Raw genomic sequence first — 20,508 nt, 5'->3', positions numbered from 1 at the left:
TTGAATGTACAAAGGTAAAACATTAAGCCCTATCAAAAAATTAAGAAAATTTCTGGTCAGAGTATTTTTGGTATTCCTCCTTATGGGGATTATGGGAAGTTTGCTGCTTACCCTGCCCATTGTACAGACAGGTTTTGCTAGATATGCCGCTGCAGCAATAAATAAGCAGTACGGGACCAATATTAATATTGATCGCATGCGGTTGTCCTTAATTACTTGGGACACGTCCCTGAAGGGGGTTTATGTGGAGGACTATAAGCAGGACACCCTTTTTTATATAAAAGATTTAAAGACCTCTATTCTCAACGTTGGGAATCTTGTGAAAGGAAAATTGGAGTTTGGGGATATCTATGTAGAAGGGTTAAACTTTAAACTTAAAACATATAAGGCCGAGAGCGGTACTAACCTAGAGGTTTTTATTGATAAGTTGGATGATAAGAAACCTAGGGATCCGGAGTCGCCCCCTTTCTTCCTTTCTTCTTCCAACGTAGAAATTTCCAATAGTCTGTTCAAAATGATAGATGAGAACAAGGAGACGGAGGAAATGTTGCATTTTAATGACCTTAATATTTCTGCAGGTAATTTCAGTATCACAGGGCCAGATGTGGTTTCCAATATCAAAGCCATGTCCTTTAGGAGTGGAAGAGGGGTGATCGTTGATAAAATGAACACTCAATTTAAATATACCAAGGAGCAAATGCGCTTTGATTCGCTAGCTATAAAAACCCCGCAGTCCCAGTTATCGGGAAATGTAGTATTTAATTATGAGCGTGAAGATCTGGCCGATTTTATGAACAAGGTGAATGTAGATGCCGAATTTGTAGAGTCTACCGTGGCCCTAAATGAAATAAATCTCCTGTACGACCAGTTTGGGAGTGATAAGATTGTCCTCTTTTCCTCTAAGATAGATGGGGTCTTGAATGACCTAGATATTACCAGGATGTTTTTGAATATGGATGATACTGGGATTAGGGGCGACTTTAACTTCAAGAATCTTTTTAATCCCGAAGGTAAGTTTTCCCTCAATGCCGAGATGAGGAATGTAACCTCTAGTTATTATGAAATTCGGGCGTTGTTGCCCAATATTTTAGGGGATGTGCTTCCTTCGTCAATAGAGAGACTGGGGCAATTCACCATTCGTGGGGATGCAAATATTACCGAATCTTCCATAAAGACTAGGTCCAATATCAACACCTTGATAGGGAATAGTTATGTGGATCTAGAGCTAACGGATATAGATCATATAGACAACGCTTCCTATAAGGGGTTCGTTGCTTTGATAGATTTTGATCTTGGAGAGTTGATAGAGAGCGAAAAAGTAGGGATAACCAATCTCGATTTTAATGTGGAAGGCAAGGGGTTTGTAAAGGAAAATCTGAATACCGAAGTGATAGGGGAAGTGTATTCCTTAGAATTTAATGGGTACAACTATCAGAACCTAAAAGTATCTGGGGTATTAAAAGAACAGCTGTTTGATGGTTCACTCTTGAGTAATGATGAGCATGTAAAATTTTCGTTTAAGGGGTTGGCAGATTTTGAAGAAAATAGGAATAATTTCAATTTTATAGCTTCCGTAGATTATGCCGATCTTAAGAAGTTGAATTTTATAAAAGATAGTGTTTCCATTTTTAAGGGAGATATTGTTATGGATATAACCGGCAGTTCACTGGACAATATTGCTGGGGATATCAACTTCAGTAAAACCATTTTTCAAAATGTAAATGATACCTATTATTTTGACGACTTTAAAATATCCTCCACTTTTGAAAACGATACCACTAGGGTAATCGATATAAATTCCCCGGACATTATTACGGGTTATTTAAAAGGGAATTTTAAGGTGAAAGAAATGGGGCGGTTGTTGCAAAATTCCCTAGGGAGTATCTATACCAATTACAAGCCGTACAAAATATCAAAAAACCAACGTCTCACCTTTAATTTTAAGATATACAACAAAATTGTAGATGTGTTTTTCCCAGAGGTAAAGTTTGATCCCAATACTTTTATCCGAGGAAATATTATTGCAGATGAGGGCGACTTTAAATTGAATTTTAAGTCCCCAAGCATCATGGCCTATGGTAACGAAATGGATAGTATTGATGTTAAGATAGATAATAAAAACCCCTTGTTTAACACCTATATTTCGGTGGGGGATATGGCTACTCCTTATTATAATGTAAAAGATTTTAATCTGATTAACACCACATTAAAGGATACACTGTTCTTTAGGACGGAATTTAAGGGGGGAAGCAATTTTAATGATAGTTATAACTTAAACTTTTACCACACTTTTAATAAGGAGAAGAAATCGGTCATCGGTCTTAAGACCTCTGATATCAGTTTTAAGGGGAACAAGTGGATATTGAACAAAGAAGGGAACACTAAAAATAAAGTGATCATCAACAGTTCGCTAGATAGTATTGTTATCCAAGAAATGGTGATGAACCATGGGGATAGGGAGCAGATTAGGCTAAGAGGGCAATTGGCAGATTCTACCTTTAAAGATGTGGAGCTACAGTTCAGTTCGGTATCCCTAGAAAAGATTACCCCGGAGATAGACAGTCTTAAATTAATGGGACAGGTAAATGGGACACTTAATCTTCTTCAGAAAGACAATGTGTATCTGCCATCCTCTAGTCTAAAGATATCTAAATTTGGTATCAATGATTTTCCTTTGGGTGATCTAGGTATTGGGATAGTTGGTAATAAAGACTTAACAAGTTTTGTGGTGAACTCCTCTTTGGTTCAAGATGGGAAAGAGAAGCTTAGCGTGGTGGGTAATATTATTGATGAAAAGGACGAAGAGCCGCAGGCTAATCTGATAGTAGATTTTAACGACTTTAATCTAGAACCATTTAGTCCGCTGGGAGAAGGTGTTATTACGAACATTCGCGGACTCTTAAGAGGAAGTGCGCAGTTAAAAGGTCCGTTGAGGAATCCCAATATGAGCGGACTCTTAAGTTTAGATAAAGCGGGAATAGCCATTCCCTATTTAAACGTAGATTATAGTTTTGCACCTTTTTCGAAAGTTAGGCTCAATGACCAGACCTTTAACTTTCAAAAGGTGAAGCTGACGGATATCGCCATGAAGACAAGTGCTACTTTAGATGGGACTATAACCCATAACTTATTTAAGGACTGGAGTTTGGATCTGAACGTAGACACGGAGAAAAATCGGTTTTTAATATTGAATACCCCCTTTGAAGAAGAGGTGCTTTACTATGGTACGGGATATTTAAATGGAAAGGGAAGGATCTATGGTCCTACCCATGCCTTAACCATTAAAGTAGATGGGGAGACGGCTAGGGGTACCTCCCTTAAAATTCCGATTAGCGACGTAGCCAGTGTGGGGGATTTTTCTTTTATCAATTTTGTAGGAAAGAAAGAAGAAGGGGAAGCAACTTCCCAGCGCGTTCTTAGGGATGTAGAGGGGTTAGAGTTGGCGTTTAACCTGGATGTTACACCAGAAGCGGAGGTAGAAATAGTAGTGGATACCAAAACGGGAAGCTCTTTAAAAGGTACCGGAGTGGGGATTCTGTTTATAGAGATCAATACCAACGGGAAGTTTAATATGTATGGGGATTTTGTGGTGGTAACGGGAGAGTTCCACTATATGTTTGGAGGTATTATAGATAAGACCTTTAAAGTAAAACCTGGTGGGAACATTACTTGGGAAAGGGAGCCTTTAGCAGCGCAATTGAACATGGAAGCCATCTATTCCCTAAACGCGAATCCGGCCCCATTGTTGGATAATCCCGGTTATACCCGCCGTATTCCTACAGATGTAGTGGTGCGCTTAACTGGGGAATTGGAGAGTCCGGTTATAGATTGGAGAATAGATTTCCCAGGAACCAACTCCATTGTAAAGTCGGAATTGGAATATAGGTTGCAAGACCCAACTATTGCTGAGAGAAACGCTTTGTTTTTATTGGCACAAGGATCTTTTGTAAATGAGCAAACGGGAATTAACCAACAGGCAGTAACTGGCAACTTGTTACAGTCGGCCTCTGGCTTACTGAACTCCGTTTTAGCTGGTGATAATGACAAGTTAAACCTTGGGCTTTCTTATGAGCAGGGGATTTTTGATAAGAGTACGGATATACAGACCGAAAACAGGATTGGGGTTACCTTATCTACCCAAATAAGCGATAGGATTCTATTGAACGGTAGGGTTGGGGTTCCGGTAGGTGGAGTTTCCGAAACCGTAGTAGCGGGTGATGTAGAGGTGCAGGTCTTGCTGAATGAGGAAGGCACCCTAAGTGCTAAGATATTCAATAGGGAAAATGAAATCCAGCAATTCCTAGCAGACCGCCAAGGATATACGCAGGGAGTGGGGCTTTCTTACCAAGTCGATTTTGATAGTTTTAGGGCTTTGTTGCGTAAAATTTTAGGGAGGGAAAACTAAGTTTAATCGGCTTAGAAAATTGAATTCGTATTAGGGGTAATTTATCACTTTTACTGCAATTTTGATTGTGAATTTAACAATCTGAAGAATAGTATGCAACGAAAACGTTTTAGTGCTATCTATTCGTCAAATTAAAGCTAAAGTCCTGTATTAATTGAAATAAGTTTGCTAATTTTGCTTTTTTAAAAAATTAATGGCTTCAACAATAAAAAGAATCGGTGTTATGACATCGGGGGGAGACTCCCCAGGGATGAACGCTGCAATAAGATCAGTAGTTCGTACTTGTGCGTATTTAAAGATAGAATGTGTCGGTATCTATAGAGGATTCGAGGGCATGATGGAAGGTGATTTTAAAGTCATGGATGCGCGCAGTGTAAATAATATAATCAATAAAGGAGGGACCATACTTAAGTCGGCCCGTTGCTTGCCTTTTAGAAATAAAGAAGGGCGTCAACAAGCATACGATCAGCTAATGGCAGCTGGGATAGATGCGTTTGTGGTAATCGGTGGCGATGGTAGTTTTACAGGTGCTTTAACCTTTAACAAGGAGTTTGGTGTTCCTATTATTGGAATTCCAGGAACTATAGATAACGATATTTTCGGTACTACCTATACGCTTGGGTTTGATACTGCCTTGAATACGGCAGTGGAGTGTATAGATAAGATTCGGGATACCGCTAGTTCCCACAACAGGCTCTTCTTTGTAGAGGTAATGGGAAGGGACGTTGGTCACATCGCATTAAATGCTGGAGTAGGTGCGGGCGCAGAAGAAATTTTAATTCCCGAAGAAAATTTGGGATTGGAAAGGTTATTGGAATCGCTTAAGCGCAGTAAAGAATCTGGAAAATCATCTAGTATCGTGGTGGTGGCAGAAGGAGATAAGACCGGAAACAATGTATTTGAACTTAAAGAGTACGTAGAGAAACACTTGCCTATCTATGATGTGCGTGTATCGGTACTTGGTCATATGCAACGTGGAGGTTCACCTTCTTGCTTCGATAGGGTACTAGCAAGCAGGATGGGGGTTAAGGCAGTAGAGGCGTTATTGGAAGGGAAGACCAACCTAATGGTGGGCATCCAGGATAATACGATTACTTTGACACCGATTAGCAAAGCAATAAAAGGACATACGAAGATTGATAAGGAACTCTTGCGAGTTTCAGAAATCATGACAACATAATTACAAATTAAAACAGAAGAAAAATGTCAAATTTAAAAGTAGGAATTAACGGTTTTGGAAGAATAGGTAGATTGGTTTTTAGAGCCATTGCCAAAAGAGATAATGTAGAGGTAGTTGCAATCAACGATTTGTTAGATGTTGATCATTTAGCGTATTTGTTGGAATACGATTCCGTACACGGGAAATTTGATGGTACCGTTGAAGTAAAAGATGGTCACTTGGTAGTTAATGGTAAAACGGTTAGAATTACTGCTGAGAGAGATCCAAAAAACTTAAAGTGGGATGAAGTAGGAGCCGAGATCGTTGCGGAATGTACCGGAATTTTCACTACCTTGGAAACAGCACAGTACCATATTGATGGAGGTGCTAAGAAAGTAGTTATATCTGCACCTTCTAGTGATGCCCCTATGTTTGTAATGGGAGTTAACCATAAAGATGTTAAAGCATCGGATAATATTGTTTCCAATGCATCTTGTACTACGAACTGTCTTGCTCCAATGGCAAAGGTATTGAACGACAATTTTGGAATTGAGGAAGCGTTAATGACTACGGTTCATGCTACCACAGCTACGCAAATGACTGTTGATGGTCCTTCCAGGAAAGACTGGAGAGGCGGTAGAAGTGCCTTATTAAACATTATCCCTGCGTCTACTGGTGCTGCTAAAGCGGTAACTAAAGTTATTCCATCATTGGAAGGTAAACTTACAGGAATGGCGTTTAGAGTACCCACTGCAGATGTATCTGTTGTAGATTTAACCGTTAGATTGGAAAAAGAAACTTCTTACGAAGAAATTAAAAAAGCCTTTAAGGCCGCTTCTGAAGGAGAAATGAAAGGTATTTTAGGATATACTGATGAGGCTGTAGTTTCTCAGGATTTCATCGGAGATGTGAGAACCAGTGTTTTTGATGCAGGAGCAGGAATTGAGCTGAATTCTAAATTCTTTAAAATTGTTTCTTGGTATGATAACGAAGCTGGATACTCCAACAAGTTGGTAGATCTTGCTGAGCATGTTCATTCTCTTTAATATAAAGTTCAGTAATAAATAATGAAATCCTGAAAGTGAACATCTGTTTATTTTCAGGATTTTTGCTTAATACATTTGTTTTATGATATTGATAGTTGATAGTGGCGCTACAAAATCGGATTGGATCGCTTTGGATGAGAAGGGAGACCAGTTATTCATGACTCAAACCCTTGGACTTAGTCCAGAAGTATTGACCAGACCTGTAATAGAAGACCGTTTGGCCAATAACTTTGAGCTTTCTAAAAATAGGGAAAGGGTTACCCATTTGTTTTTTTATGGGGCAGGTTGCGGGACCGATAGGATGAAAAAATTTTTGGGGGATATTTTTAAGGATTTCTTTCCCAATGCAAAGGCCGAGGTGAAGGAAGATACCTATGCCGCTATTTTTGCCACTACAAAAGTTGGGCAGCATGGTATAGTCTGTATTTTAGGTACGGGATCTAACTGTAGCTATTACGATGGGGAGCGATTGCATCAAAAAGTGACTTCCTTAGGGTATATTCCAATGGATGATGGGAGCGGTAACTTTTTTGGTAGAAAACTGATTCGCGATTACTATTTTAATAAGATCCCAAAAGACTTGGCGACCAAGTTTGAAAATGAGTATGATCTAGATGCGGATGTCATCAAGGAGAACCTATACAAACAACCTAATCCCAATACCTATTTGGCCACATTTGCCAGATTTATTGTGGAAAATAAAGACCACCCCTACAGTAGAGGGGTGATCGATAAAGGTTTTCAGCAGTTTGTAAACAATTACATTATGCAATTTGAGCTTGCTACCAAGGTACCCGTTAGCTTTGTGGGCAGTATTGCGCACTACTTACGCGATGAGCTTACTGCGGTAATAGAAAGAAACGATCTAGTACTTGGCGTTATTAGACAAAGACCTATAGAAGGTCTAGTCGAATTTCATAGAGCTAATCTGTAATAGCGATCATAGAAATTTCAACATTTACAAATTTAGGTAGGTTAGCTACCTCAACCGTTTCCCTTGCTGGTGCGGTTGCAGCGTTAAAATAGGTGCCATACACCTCGTTGATCAGGGCAAACTGATTCATGTCTTTTACAAAGATCGACGACTTAACAACATTTTCAAAAGTCATTCCTGCCTCGGTAAGAATGGCTTTTAAATTTTCCATAGATTGCTTCGTTTCCTTTTTAATGTCGCCCTCTACCAAATCCCCCGTTTTGGGGTCAATGGGTATCTGACCGGAAATGTATAAGGTATTCCCTGTTAGTACTGCCTGGTTGTAGGGTCCAATAGGTGCTGGCGCATTTTTGGTGTTGATAATTTTTTTCATCTTTAGTGTAGTTTATTTTAATTTTTCAATGTTATGTAATCCAGCTTTACCAATCGTTCTAGTTATAAAGCCTTGTTTCTTCTATAATCTCTAAGCTAACAAAATTAAAATTCTAGTTTAGATTTAGGTCCAATTAATTCACAAATTGATCTGTTCAATTAACAATTAACAATTAACAATTAGCAATTAACAATAAACAATTCGCAATTCGTTCTGTTCAATAAACAATGAGCAATGTGTTCAGTGATCAGTTGGACTGGTATTGAGATGCTAGTAGTAAGCAGTTAGATTTGTTTAGTTGAAGCCTGTAACATCCTAATTCTGGAACAGTATTCCTTTAGTTTTAATACGCATGAGTTTTTTTTACTCGTTTACTATTTTAATACTTAGAATTAGTATTGAATACCTCCCTAGGACGGGTGGGATAACCTGAACTTCAGCGAACATAAATTTGAGTGTTTTCATGATAAAGTAAGGTAACTAAAAAAAGGAATTGAATAGCCGCTTCCAGCCATTCTGCTAACCTTACCTCCTTCGGGTAGGTCTACTACGATTTTCCCATTTAAGATCTTGCAGGATAGAGCTCTTGATTCCAATAAAGAAATACCAACGCTGGTAAGTACCAAAAGGGGTCCAGTTAAAGTTCATCCTAAAACTCTTTAAGTCTCTTTCAAATCGAAGTTGGGTTAGTGTGAAACCTTGGTTTTTAAAATCGTATCCCGAGGATCCACCAACCTTCCATCTGGGAGATAACTGAATGTTACCCGAGAACATAAGGGCATGACTCCCAATAGCATTTTGCCGGTTAAAATTGTTGTAGTTAACGGCATAAGACATCCGTAGGTCCCATGGTAATTTAGTGCCGTAGTAGGGGTTTTCTATTTCATCAGAACCTTTACTGTCGTCCCCCGGTCGGTTATTAAAATCCTCGGCCTTTCCAAAAAGGTCATCGTCCCTACCACCACTAGATGCCACATAATCATACTCATCCTTATCGTCGTCTTCCTTGGCGTCTTTCTTTCCAAAAGTCTCACTGCTTATAGAGTAGCTAATATTTGCTCTTGCCGAGGTAAGCCTAAAGAGGCTTCCGCCGTTATCTATATTAAAGGTGTTGATCCTAGTGCCATTATTATCAATGGCATAAGGGTCTAGGCTAGCGCCGAAGTTAATAGCCATCTTATTGTTTAAGATATTGGTACCCCCGTTAATATTTAAAGGGCTCAGTTTTAGAGAGTCTGCTTCAAAATTATAACCTGCAGATAAGTTTAAATTGCTCAGCAGGGAAATCTTTTTGGGTTCGGTAGCGGTAGAATCCTTACTGCGGACTTTAGCCTCCAGCTGGTTACCTAGGGAGAAGCTCATGGAGCTGGATTTGTTCATTCCTGGGGCTCCATTAAGAGTACCTTCAAACCTACTGTAAAATTGTTCTTCGTTATTTGCGCCTATATAACTGTCATAAAACTGATCAAAAGAAGGTGTGTAGCCGTAGCTTAAGGAAGGTCTCATAACGTGCCTAATGGCCTGTATCTTTTTATCTTCCCCAAAATTAAAGGTACCGTATAAGGTGGTTCCTACACTGGTGCTCAGATTGTATTTGTTATAGCGATCAAACCCACTGATGGTATCGGTAATAACCGTTCTTTTATTCTCTGGGTCCCAGGCGCGTCTGTAGGTTTCAATGGCCCAAACATCCTCATAAGATCCTCCTACGCTCACACTAAAATGCTTGGCTACCTTAAAGTTGGTGCTCAAGGGGATCGTATTTCGAGCTCCAAATTTGGATTCATTGAACATCCTGGCGGTCATAAAATCCTCTTCCGTGGTTCGAATGCTATTCCTGGCATTTAGGTTGTATTGGAAGTTTACGTTTTGGATAATGCCTTTTTTTATGCCTTCCCTACGGGCAAAGGGATATATACGTTCCATACTTGCCTGCAAGGTGGGCAAGGTTAGATCTACCACTCCTGTGTTGGTGTTTTGGTTATGTGTCGCCGTAAGGCTCATATTTACCGACGGATAGGCCGGAAAGGTCTTGGAATAGGAAATCGAGGATGATAGGTTGTTTACCTGGGTATTGGGCAGGTTTTGCTGTAAAAGTGAATTCCGGTAGTAAGAACTGCTTCCAAGGTTTACAGAGGCTTGGAACCTGGAATTGGGATTGTTCTTAGGGTCTTGGGAATGGGAAACTTGAATATTATAAATAGTACTCCTACTATAATCGCTAAATCCTTTCTGACTCGTAATCAGGTTTTCATACCTAAAATTGACGTTCCCCCTATATTTATATCTCTTGGTGTAAATAGATTGGGTCCTAAATCCATAACTCCCGTTTGTATACAGGTCTCCCGTAAGGGTAAGGTCTACATAATCGTTAATAGGCAGGTAGTAACCTCCATTCTGTAAAAAATAGCCCCTGCTGGGATCACTTCCAAAAGTAGGCATCATTAGCCCTGCGGTCCTCCCTACGGTTAAAGGGAAGTAGGCAAAAGGAAGTGCTATAGGAGTAGGCACATCCGCAATATATAAATTACTGAACCCTGCGATTACCTTTTTCTTAGGGACAAATTTGGCTTTATTGATCTTAATATAGTAATCGGGATTTATGGTGTCTTTGGAGGTGGTAAGTTTCCCCTTGCTCAAGAAATAGACAGAATCGTTTTCTTTCTTGGTGATTTCCGCATATACTTTCATGGCATCACTACCCAATTGTCCCAATCCTGCCTGTTGCTCTGTTCTGGAATTCCAGATAATTGCTTTTTGGGTATCAAAATTAAAGCGAATGGAATCTGGGATTACCACATTGGTGCCTTTTTTAAAATAAGGTAACTGGGTGTAATTCCCTAGAGAATCCTTTATTCGGCCCGCGGAGACCTCATTTTTTGTATAGTCCATTATAATGATACCTGCCTTTAGCTCTGTATCTTGGTAGTAGAGCTCTGCTTCATTATATAGATAGATTTTCTTCTCCTTTTGACTCATTTTCACATAGTCCTTCGCCTTGTACTTAATTTTATCTAGCAAGAGGGCTTGTGAACCACTGGTAGAATCAATTTTAGTAGAATCGGCCAAAGCGGCAGCATCCTTTAATTTCGGATCAGGAATAAGTGGGGCAACAATGGTGTCGCTATAGCCAGCAATGGGCAAGGGGATTATTTTATCTTCTTGGGCCGTGATGGTAAATGCACCAAATAAAAGGAGCAATAGGAAAAGTAGATGATGTTTATTTGATTGCAAAGTAAGATATCCTATTTTTGTAACGGTTTCGGCAATAATTCGGGATCAAAACTACATATATTTTTTGTTCTGCTAGTAGCGTATTGCAATAAATTTAACCTAATATAGTGATCAAATTACAACTTTCGATATGAAATTAAAACGTTTCCTCCATATATCAATTCTTCTTTCAGCATTCTTACTCGTATCATTTGACAAAAAAACAACCGAGGAAGACAATGATGATAAGTTCATTGTGGTGTTAGATGCTGGTCATGGCGGTCATGATCCCGGGAATACGGGGAATGGCTATCTAGAAAAAAATATTGCCTTGGGGATTGTTTTGGGTGCTGGGAAGATTTTGGAGAAAGACCCCAGAATCAAAGTTATCTATACCAGGAAGGACGATACTTTTGTAGATCTTTTTAAGCGTGGTGAAATTGCCAATAAAGCAAATGCAGATCTTTTTGTTTCCGTGCATTGCGATTCCCATACCTCAAATGCCCATGGCGCCGGAACTTTTGTTTTAGGACTGCATGCCAATCAGCAAAACTTTGAGATTGCCAAAAAGGAAAACTCCGTAATTTATTTGGAGGATGATTATGAGACAAGATATGCCGACTATAATATAAATTCGCCAGAATCCGTTATTGGCCTTACTATTATGCAAGAGGAATTTTTAGATCAAAGTATAAATCTTGCCAAATTGATGCAGGACAATTTCTCCCAAAAATTAAAAAGGAATGACCGTAAGGTGAAGCAGGCCGGATTTATTGTGCTACATCAAACATTTATGCCCAGTGTATTGGTAGAAACGGGATTTTTGACCAATAAAAACGAAGGCGCCTATCTAAACTCCAAAAGAGGTAAAGAAGAAATGGCAGCGGCTATCGCAGATGCTATTCTCTCCTATAAAAAAGAATACGTAGTCTCTGTGGAGCCACCCGCTAAAAAAAATACGTTGGTGATTATAGATGCAAATAAGACCAAACCGGGAGCTAAAGTAGGTGCTTCTGATAAAGGGTCTAAAACGGTGTCTAAGCCTAAGGTGGTCGTTAAGGACCAATCGGATGAAGAAGTGGCAAATGCAAGTGAGCAAGTAAATAACGATTCCAAAAAGCCTGTTGGGAATGCCGCCCATATCGTATTTAAAGTGCAAATATTTGCAAGTGCAAAAAACATTCCATTGCAATCAGAAAACTTTAAGGGGTTAAATACCTTGTCCATAGAAAATTATAATGACTTAAATAGGTACATGTACGGGGAGACGGGAGACCATTTTCAAGCTACCTTGCTAAAAAGAAATGCTGTTGCCAAAGGATATACTACATCGTATATTGTTGCCTATAAGGACGGAAAGCGCATTTCTGAAAGTGAGGCACTTAAATACCTTTCCGAATAATGCCCAGTCTTATTAAAATTATTTCTAATTTTGTTTGCAACCGAAAAATATACTCTTTTTAAATGAGCATGGCCGAAAACGGGTCGCAGAAAACAAAATCTATGCGGGCCGGTCAGCCTTTGAGCACGGCTACCTCCCTAGGGCAGGGTTATATACCGGTATGGAGCGGAGCCAAAGTAGGATCATTATAAAAAGAATTAATAGCTACATATGAAAATATCTAGAGAAGTAAAAACAGGAATTATTGTTATTGGTGGTATTCTGTTATTCATTTTAGGATTTAGTTATTTAAAATCCTCACCACTATTCGATAATAGTAAGACCTTTTATTCCGTGTATCAACATGTAGGCGGACTCCAATCTGGGACGCAAGTGACCATCAACGGTTTTTCTGTTGGGAAAGTGAAAGACATCCGGTTTAACGATGCCTCCGGTAATTTATTGGTCACTTTTACGGTGAGCAACGACTTCTCTTTCTCCAAAAATAGTTTGGCAGAGATTTATGATACCGGTATAATAGGAGGGAAGGGCATCCAGATAAAACCGGTTTTTGATGGGGCACCAGAGGCAGTCTCAGGGGATACCTTAGCAGCGGCCAGTAGACCTGGATTAACAGAATTATTACAGCAAAAGATAACTCCTTTACAGCAAAAAGTGGAGGATGCTGTTTCTAATGCCGATTCTTTACTGATCAGTGTAAATGAGGTGTTGGATCCAAAGGCAAAGAAAGACCTAAGGGAAAGTATTGCCGGCCTCAATACTATGGTAAAGAGTTTTCAGGGGAGCGCAGATGCGCTTAATTCAATAATGAACAGTAATAAGGATAATTTACAGAAATCCATTAGTAATATAAGCGATATCACTGATAATTTTAATAAATTATCAGATTCTTTGGCCAATGCAGGCTTGGGAGAAACTATGAAGGGATTGCAGTCTACGGTCAACGATCTAAACGTTGTACTGGCAAAAATAGAAAATGGAGACGGCTCCTTAGGAAAATTGGTTAACGACCAAACCCTGTATAATAACCTTACTGATGCTTCCAAGCAGTTGGACCTCTTGCTTCAAGATTTCCGTTTAAACCCTAAGCGCTATGTAAACGTTTCTGTATTTGGAAAAAAACAAAAAGAGTATACCGTTCCGTCCGATGACCCGGCGGAAGAAATAACCAACTAAACCATGGATTATATCCCCAACATTCTATTTGCAATCTTACTTGTTACCGGTATTGCATTTTTCACTAAAAATGTAAAAAAACTTATCCGCAACATAAAGTTGGGAAAGTCGGTAGATACCAGTGACCATACCTCCCAGCGGTGGAAAAATATGATTGCGATTGCATTGGGGCAAAGTAAAATGGTCGTTCGCCCTATAGCAGGGTTTCTGCATATTATTGTTTACGTAGGATTTATAATTATCAATATAGAGGTCCTAGAAATAATATTGGACGGATTATTGGGGACGCATAGGCTGTTTGCCTTTTTAGGCGGATTTTATAGTTTCCTGATCGGTTCTTTTGAAATTTTGGCCTTGTTGGTCATTGTGGCGGTATTCTTATTTTGGGTACGTAGAAACATTATTAAGTTAAAGCGATTTTTAAATCCAGAGATGGCCGGATGGCCCAAGAAGGACGGGAATCTAATTCTGTATATAGAATTTGTATTGATGGTGCTTTTCCTAACCATGAATGCAGCTGATTATCAGTTGCAGCAAATGGATGTGGCGCATTATACTAAAGCAGGGGCCTTTCCTGTAAGTCAGTTTATAGCACCATTATTCCAAGATATGTCCGTCTCTTCTATTATTATATTGGAGCGCGCAGCTTGGTGGTTGCACATTGTGGGAATATTGCTATTCCTTAATTACCTATACTATTCCAAGCATCTACATATCCTGTTGGCTTTCCCTAATACCTATTTTGGAAAAGTACGACCTAAGGGACAGTTTGATAATTTGGATTCCGTAACCAAAGAGGTAAAGTTAATGATGGATCCTTCTGCAGATCCTTTTGCCGCTCCCGATGAAAATGCACCGCTACCAGAAAAATTTGGTGCTTCGGACGTGATGGATTTAAAATGGACGCAGTTATTAAATGCCTATACCTGTACGGAGTGCGGCCGCTGTACCAGTGAATGTCCCGCTAATATCACCGGAAAAAAACTATCCCCTAGAAAGATTATGATGGATACTAGGGATAGATTAGAAGAGGTGGGGAAAAATATGGATGCCAATAAAGGGGTGTTTGTACCAGATGGAAAGCAATTATTAGGAGATTATATCACGAATGAGGAGCTTTGGGCATGTACCACCTGTAATGCCTGTGTAGAAGCGTGTCCTATAAGTATAGATCCCTTATCCATTATCATGGATATGAGGCAGTATCTGGTAATGGAGCAATCTGCCGCCCCATCAGATTTAAATAATATGATGGGCAATATAGAAAACAACGGGGCGCCCTGGCCTTTTAATCAGATGGATAGAAATAATTGGTCCAAGGAATCGTAATAAAAGATAGGTTAGAATGGAAAATGAATTAAAAGTGCCTACCATGGTCGAACTTTCTGCAGCAGGACAACAGCCCGATGTGTTATTCTGGGTAGGTTGCGCTGGAAGCTTTGACGATAGGGCCAAAAAAATAACCAAGGCTTTTGTTAAGATATTGAACAAGGCCAAGGTGAGTTTTGCCGTATTGGGAACCGAGGAAAGTTGTACTGGTGATCCGGCCAAGAGAGCGGGAAACGAGTTTTTGTTCCAAATGCAGGCCGTTACCAATATAGAGGTGTTAAACGCCTATGAGGTGAAAAAGATAGTTACCGCATGTCCGCATTGTTTCAATACCATAAAAAACGAATATCCAGGGCTAGGAGGTAATTACGAAGTAGTACACCATACGCAGTTCTTAAAACACCTATTGGAATCGGGCCGCATTGCTGTGGAAGGCGGACAGTTTAAAGGAAAGCGAATTACCTTTCACGATCCTTGTTACCTTGGTAGGGCCAATAATGTATATGAGGCACCACGGGATCTCATTAGAAAATTGGATGCAGAACTCGTAGAAATGAAAAGCTGTAAGTCGCGCGGATTGTGTTGTGGGGCCGGTGGAGCACAGATGTTTAAAGAGCCTGAGAAAGGAAATAAGGACATCAATATAGAGCGAACAGAGCAGGCAATAGAAGTAACCCCAGATATTATTGCTGCAGGATGTCCCTTCTGTAATACTATGATGACAGACGGGGTTAAGGGAAAGGATAAGGAAGCTTCCATTGCGGTTATGGATATAGCCGAATTAATTGCCCAAGCAGAGGATCTTTAAACGTCTTCAGATTGGCATTCCATACGTTGTGCCAGTGCTAAGAAGGTGAGCAAGGAAAGGAATCAAATAAATAATTAATAGCTACCCAAAAAATGAATTTTGGGCAAAATATAAAACTTAAAAATGTTAGTAGAGTTCAGTACGTTACCAGATGATGCAAGAGTTTGGATCTACCAGGCGAGTAGAAGTTTTTCTCAGGAGGAGCTTAGTGAGGTGAAAACACTATTAAATGAATTTATAGAGGGTTGGACGGCCCACGGCAGCGATCTGCGTGCAGGTTGTGAGATTCGCTATAATAGGTTTATTGTGCTCGCGTTGGATCAGTCCATCACAGCGGCATCAGGATGTTCCATAGATGCTTCTGTAGCTTTTATACAGCAGTTGGAAAAGAAATACGACATCAGCCTATTGGATAAAATGAATGTTTCCTACAAACAAGGAGAATTCGTGGCTTATAAGCCCTTGTCCGATTTTAGGAAAATGGCGAAACAAAAGGCGGTTTCTAAAAACACCATCGTTTTTAATAATTTGGTGACCAACAAACAAGAGTACGAAAACCACTGGGAAGTTCCTGCTTCCGAAAGTTGGCACGCCCGATTTATGTAATATTTCTCAACATCCCTCTTTTGGCTTGTTTTTTGAAAGCACCCTAATATTTTATCATTAAGGGCATAAGGCTCGCTTATAATTTTAGAAATTTGTTTATGCGAATCAATTCTTTTTTCTTTTTATTTTTCATCTCTTTTTTAACAATACACGGTCAGGGAAATCCTTTGGTGACAAAGGATAGTGTTCAGCAACGTGCATGGGTAGAAGCTACCTACCAAAAAATGACCCTAGATGAAAAGCTAGGGCAACTTTTTATGATCATGGTTCATTCGGATCAGGGCAAGGCAAGTGCAGAAAGAACAAAGCAACTGATTAGGGACCACCATTTAGGAGGTTTAATCTTTTCTACTGGAGGTCCCGTAAGACAGGCACAGCTGACCAACGAATTTCAGAAACATTCTAAGATTCCCCTAATGATCGGGATGGACGCGGAATGGGGCTTGGCCATGCGTTTAGATTCTACTTACGCCTTTCCATGGAACATGACTTTGGGAGCGATTACCGATAATGCGATTGTAGAGAAAGTAGGGCATCAAATTGGGAGGCATGCCAAGCGATTGGGGGTGCATATAAATTTTGCCCCGGATATCGACATCAACATCAACCCAAAAAACCCCATCATCGGAAACCGTTCTTTTGGGGAGGATAGGGAAAATGTCGCTCAAAAGGGAATTGCTTTTATGAAAGGAATGGAAGGCGCTGGTGTATTGTCTAGCGGAAAACATTTCCCCGGTCATGGAGATACGGAGGTCGATTCGCACAAGGCACTACCCGTCATCGATTTTAGTAGGGAACGCTTAGATAGTATTGAACTTTATCCCTATAGAAAACTGATCAAAGAAGGGCTGAGCAGTGTAATGGTGGCGCATTTAAGTGTTCCCGCCTTGGAAATAAAAGAAGGATTTCCCTCTTCCTTATCCGAGCAGATTATTGGCGCTGTGCTAAAAGAACAGTTAAACTTTAAGGGATTGGTTTTTACCGATGCATTAAATATGCAGGGAGTCGCTAATTATGCCAAGGAAGGCGAAGTGGAACTGGCTGCATTTTTAGCGGGGAATGATATTCTCCTAATGCCTTTAGATGTACCTAAGGCAAAAGCTAAACTATTAGAGGCTTATAAAAATGGTAGGATTACGGAAAACAGACTGGCCTATTCGGTAAAGAAAATATTGATGGCCAAATATAAGGTAGGGTTGCATCGATATAGCCCCATTAAACTGGATAACCTCTATAAGAACCTAAACTCCTTGGAAGACGATATGATCTATGAAGAGGCTATAGAAAATGCTATTACTGTCGTAAAAAATAACGTTTCCCTATTGGCGATTAAAAAACTGGAGAACAAAAAGATTGCCTATGTAAAATTTGGTGATGATAATAGTGATCCCTTTGTAGAGGAGCTTAATAAATATGCGAAAGTCACCCAGATTAACGGGAAGGATATTGCTACGCTAAAAGCAGGTTTAAAAGCCTATAATTTGGTGATCGTCGGATTCCATAAGAGCAATGCCAATCCATGGAAGTCGTACAAATTTAGCAAACGGGAAATAGATTGGTTGCAGCAAATTGCTGCCGAACGGACGTCTAATCTTATATTGGCGCTGTTTGCAAGGCCTTATGCGTTGTTGGATATTCCCACCTTCGAAAATATTGATGCGGTAGTGGTAGGTTATCAAAATAGCAAGATAGCACAGGAAAAAACGGCACAGGCTATCTTTGGTGCTATAGAAGCCAAAGGGGTGCTGCCGGTAAGTTCGCATTCCGACTTCCCAGTAAACACTACAGTCGCTGTGCCTTCCCTTAAGCGTTTGGGATATAGTATTCCAGAGCGAGTAGGGTTAAGTTCCAGTAAATTGGCGCAAATAGATAAAATGGTGCAAGGGGGAATGGATTCCCTTATGTTCCCTGGTGCCCAGGTATTGGTGGCAAGGAAAGGGAAAGTGGTCTATAACAAGGGCTTTGGAAAGCCTACCTATGACTCCGACGAGAAGATTACCACGGACCATTTATATGATCTGGCTTCCCTTACCAAAATATTGGCTACGCTTCCGTTGGTTATGAAGATGGAAGAAGAAGGAACACTGGAGCTAAATACTACTTTTGAAGAACTTATCCCTTCCTTTTCTAAGTCGGACTTACGTAACGTGACTGTTTTAAAAGCATTATCCCATTACGGTAGGTTACCTGCGTGGATCGCTTTTTACCTGAGTACCCTGGATGAGAATAGAAAACCTTCTGCAGAATTTTATCGCAATCAGGTGACCGATGGGTTTTCGGTACAGGTAGCAGACCATTTGTATATTGCCGATACGTATAAAGATTCCATATATAATAGGATAGGAAGGCAGACGCTAAAGGCCAATAGGTATCGCTATAGTGACCTGGCTTTTTTTGTGATGAAAAAATATATCGAGAATACGTACAACACCGATCTAGGAAAATTAGCAAACGATTTTTTATATAAGCCTATTGGAGCAACCCATACGGGTTATAATCCCTTGAAGCGATTTTTAAAGAGTGATATAGTTCCTTCTGAAGATGATAATTATTACCGCTACCAACGAGTGCAGGGGTATGTGCACGATATGGCCGCCGCTATGCAAGGGGGCATTGGAGGTCACGCCGGACTCTTCAGCAATGCCAATGATGTGGCTAAGATTATGCAGATGTACCTTCAGGACGGCTATTATGGGGGACAACAGTTTTTAGAGAGCAGAACGGTAAAAAAATTCAACACCTGTTATTTCTGCGGTAATAATGTAAGAAGGGGCGTAGGTTTCGATAAACCAGAACCCAGGGGTGGGGGACCGGCGAGTAAGTTGGTTTCAAGAAAAAGTTTTGGCCATAGCGGATTTACAGGCACGTATACCTGGGCAGATCCAGAAGAAGATTTGGTCTATGTGTTTTTATCCAATAGAACCTTCCCTACGGCTACCAATACCCTTTTAATAAAATCTGGACTTAGAACAAGGATTCAAGAAAAGATTTATGAGGCGATTTTAAATTAGTACTCCATTTCTTTTTTGTTTGCTCGTTAAGTAAGGTTCCGGACGGGAGCTTAAAGTTTCTCGATAATTTTTATTTTATTCTTTATGGAGTTGTTTTGAGGTAAGCATCTCTATAATTCCTATTCCTTTTCAAAGCTTTTTTAATTTCTTGGGTTGCTGGCTAAGTATTCGATTTTTGTATACTTAGTATTTTTTCTTTGATGCCCTTCTGTTCCGCATACCTACGGCAGGTAAACTACAAAATTGGGTACGGCTGATGCCACTGAGTTTTCAATTAAATCATCTGACTTTTTAGGAATACACTTTAAAAAATTGCAATGGTTTAATGAAACAAGAAGATTTTTTGAATAGCCACGGCGTTTTAGCCCGTGGATTAAAGTTGGTGCAGGAGAGAGGGCTTTAGCCAAAACTTCATTTAATTTGGGGAATTGTAGATGGGTTAATTTGGAAATAGGGGTTCATGCAATTCGAACTAAGTTGCTTTTCGAAATGTCACCGTACCCGTTGGGAAAGAAATCACACCTCTTTTGCCGCCAACTGAAAACTGATTACCGTTGACTGACAACTGAACACTGAAGTTATTGTTAACTGAAGAAAACTGTTTACTGTTCACCGATTACTGACCACTGATTACTGATTACTGATCACCGATTACTGACCACCGATTACTGACCACTGATTACTGACCACTGATTACTGACCACTGATTACTGATTACTGATCACCATTCACTGAACACTGAACCCATTGCTTATTGTTTATTGAAGAAAACTGTTTACTGTTTACCGATTACTGACCACTGATTACTGACCACTGATTACTGATTACTGATCACCATTCACTGAACACTGAACCCATTGCTTATTGTTTATTGAAGAAAACTGTTTACTGTTTACCGATTACTGACCACTGATTACTGACCACTGATTACTGATTACTGATCACCATTCACTGAACACTGAACCCATTTCTTTTCTTCATTTTCCTATCCCCTTGTTTATTTGTTTATTGTTCATGGAAAACGTCCCTTTATTCTGAAAAGATGC

Annotated in this window: 13 protein-coding genes; 11 read left to right on the top strand and 2 right to left on the bottom strand. The window is 39.8% G+C overall.

The window, feature by feature from the left end; translation table 11 throughout:
* Positions 1–4 precede the first annotated feature (4 nt).
* From G466_RS22850 to G466_RS0119750, 4 genes are all read left to right on the top strand, one after another.
* Positions 5–4,405, top strand: coding sequence for a translocation/assembly module TamB domain-containing protein (locus G466_RS22850; protein ID WP_051315799.1), 4,401 nt, complete (start codon positions 5–7; stop codon positions 4,403–4,405).
* Between the two features lie 193 nt (positions 4,406–4,598).
* Complete coding sequence (gene pfkA, locus G466_RS0119760; RefSeq protein ID WP_026815161.1) at positions 4,599–5,585, top strand: 6-phosphofructokinase; 987 nt, start codon at positions 4,599–4,601, stop codon at positions 5,583–5,585.
* A 23-nt stretch (positions 5,586–5,608) separates the two neighbouring features.
* Positions 5,609–6,610 carry a type I glyceraldehyde-3-phosphate dehydrogenase gene (gene gap / locus G466_RS0119755; protein WP_026815160.1) on the top strand — a complete coding sequence of 334 codons (1,002 nt, stop codon included), beginning with the start codon at positions 5,609–5,611 and terminating at the stop codon, positions 6,608–6,610.
* 82 nt (positions 6,611–6,692) lie between these two features.
* Entirely contained in the window at positions 6,693–7,544 is an 852-nt protein-coding gene (locus G466_RS0119750; RefSeq protein WP_026815159.1) for an N-acetylglucosamine kinase, read from the top strand.
* Here G466_RS0119750 and G466_RS0119745 read toward each other — a convergent pair.
* Entirely contained in the window at positions 7,534–7,917 is a 384-nt protein-coding gene (locus tag G466_RS0119745; RefSeq protein ID WP_026815158.1) for a RidA family protein, read from the bottom strand. The genes G466_RS0119750 and G466_RS0119745 overlap by 11 nt on opposite strands.
* 525 nt (positions 7,918–8,442) lie before the next feature.
* Positions 8,443–11,151, bottom strand: a complete 2,709-nt coding sequence (locus tag G466_RS0119740; RefSeq protein WP_051315798.1) for a putative LPS assembly protein LptD — start codon at positions 11,149–11,151, stop codon at positions 8,443–8,445.
* A 130-nt stretch (positions 11,152–11,281) separates the two neighbouring features.
* On the opposite strand from G466_RS0119740, the gene G466_RS0119735 reads away from it, so the two are divergent.
* The 7 genes from G466_RS0119735 to G466_RS0119705 all read left to right on the top strand — a co-directional run bounded on the left by G466_RS0119735 (position 11,282) and on the right by G466_RS0119705 (position 19,462).
* Positions 11,282–12,532, top strand: a complete 1,251-nt coding sequence (locus G466_RS0119735) for an N-acetylmuramoyl-L-alanine amidase family protein (RefSeq protein WP_026815156.1) — start codon at positions 11,282–11,284, stop codon at positions 12,530–12,532.
* 62 nt (positions 12,533–12,594) lie between these two features.
* Complete coding sequence (locus tag G466_RS24620; protein WP_262482355.1) at positions 12,595–12,723, top strand: hypothetical protein; 129 nt, start codon at positions 12,595–12,597, stop codon at positions 12,721–12,723.
* A gap of 19 nt (positions 12,724–12,742) precedes the next feature.
* Complete coding sequence (locus G466_RS0119725) at positions 12,743–13,708, top strand: MlaD family protein (RefSeq protein ID WP_026815155.1); 966 nt, start codon at positions 12,743–12,745, stop codon at positions 13,706–13,708.
* A 3-nt stretch (positions 13,709–13,711) separates the two neighbouring features.
* Positions 13,712–15,037: a (Fe-S)-binding protein gene (locus tag G466_RS0119720; RefSeq protein WP_026815154.1), complete on the top strand. Its 1,326-nt coding sequence runs from the start codon at positions 13,712–13,714 to the stop codon at positions 15,035–15,037.
* 16 nt (positions 15,038–15,053) lie between these two features.
* Entirely contained in the window at positions 15,054–15,845 is a 792-nt protein-coding gene (locus G466_RS0119715; RefSeq protein ID WP_026815153.1) for a (Fe-S)-binding protein, read from the top strand.
* 123 nt (positions 15,846–15,968) lie between these two features.
* On the top strand, positions 15,969–16,451 hold the full coding sequence (locus G466_RS0119710; protein WP_026815152.1) for a hypothetical protein: 483 nt from the start codon (positions 15,969–15,971) through the stop codon (positions 16,449–16,451).
* A gap of 98 nt (positions 16,452–16,549) precedes the next feature.
* Positions 16,550–19,462 carry a glycoside hydrolase family 3 N-terminal domain-containing protein gene (locus G466_RS0119705; RefSeq protein ID WP_026815151.1) on the top strand — a complete coding sequence of 971 codons (2,913 nt, stop codon included), beginning with the start codon at positions 16,550–16,552 and terminating at the stop codon, positions 19,460–19,462.
* Positions 19,463–20,508: the final 1,046 nt, after the last annotated feature.

This window comes from Arenibacter certesii DSM 19833 (genome assembly GCF_000429545.1).
Lineage (GTDB): Bacteria > Bacteroidota > Bacteroidia > Flavobacteriales > Flavobacteriaceae > Arenibacter > Arenibacter certesii.
The sequence above is the reverse complement of the archived record's forward strand: the minus strand, read 5'-3'. Positions and strand labels throughout refer to the sequence as shown.